Raw genomic sequence first — 1,041 nt, 5'->3', positions numbered from 1 at the left:
GGCTTTGTTGAGCAAATTGAGCGAAGGCCGAGCTGACGCTATTTGTAGTTGGTTTTATAACACTGGGACCGTAACCGGCCTGCCCAGTCGAGTAAAGCGGTTCAGCACAGCAGCTCGCACCTGCAGTTCGGCGACCTGACGGTCGAAGTCACGTGCCATGACGCGTTCGCCCAGCAGTTTGAAGCAGCGCATTTTGGTTTCGACAAGACTGCGCCGGTGGTAGCCGCTCCATTTCTTCCAGATCGCCCGGCCCAGCCTGCGTGTCGTGTACAGAATGTCGTTACGTGCATCCGCACCGCGGCGGTTCGTTTTCCAGGGTTTGGCGTTCTTGCGGGTCGGGATGATGGCATGCGCGGCACGCAAAGCGATGGCCTCGTGGCAGTCCCTCGTGTCGTAAGCGCCATCGCCGCTGACGCTGGCAATGCGCTCGTCGGCAGGAATCTGATCAAGTAGCCCTGGTAGGACGGGCGCGTCGCCAATACTGTTGTCGGTCACTTCCATGGCCCGGATTTCGAGCGTGGACGCGTCAATCCCGAGATGCACCTTGCGCCATTGGCGGCGATAGTCTGCACCGTGCTTTTTCGTCTTCCATTCGCCTTCGCCCAGCATCTTGATGCCGGTGCTGTCCACCAACAGATGCAAACCCGTCGTCGTGGGTACCGCTCCGATGGCGACCTGGAGTGTCTTCTGCCGCCTGCTTACAGTGCTGTAGTCCGGCGCCGGCCAGTCAAGTCCAGCCAGGTGCAACAGGCTTTGCGTCATGCCCATGGCTTGGCGCAGTGGTAAATTAAAAAGGCACTTGATGCTCAGGCAGAACTGAATCGCTTGGTCGCTGAACATCTGGTTGCGCCCGCGCTTGCCGCTCGGCTGCCCATGCCACTTCATCGCCGGGTCAAGCCAGATGAGCAGCGAGCCACGTGCCTTGAGGGCTTCGTTGTACGTCTTCCAATTCGTGGTGCGGTACTTCTGAGGAGCTGGTTTCATCCGCTCAGGCTACCAGACCCAAAGGTTCTACGCTGGCCGAGCCTGATTTATGCAACA

The 1,041-nt window shown here is 59.1% G+C and carries 1 protein-coding gene; it reads right to left on the bottom strand.

Going from position 1 to position 1,041, the window contains the following annotated elements; all coding sequences use genetic code 11:
- Window positions 1-54 precede the first annotated feature (54 nt).
- Entirely contained in the window at window positions 55-984 is a 930-nt protein-coding gene (locus NX782_RS26240) for an IS5 family transposase (protein ID WP_258848444.1), read from the bottom strand.
- Window positions 985-1,041 lie beyond the last annotated feature (57 nt).

This window comes from Massilia norwichensis (assembly GCF_024753245.1).
GTDB lineage: Bacteria > Pseudomonadota > Gammaproteobacteria > Burkholderiales > Burkholderiaceae_D > Telluria > Telluria norwichensis.
Note: the sequence above shows the minus strand (reverse complement) of the source record. Positions and strands in the feature narration are given on the sequence as shown.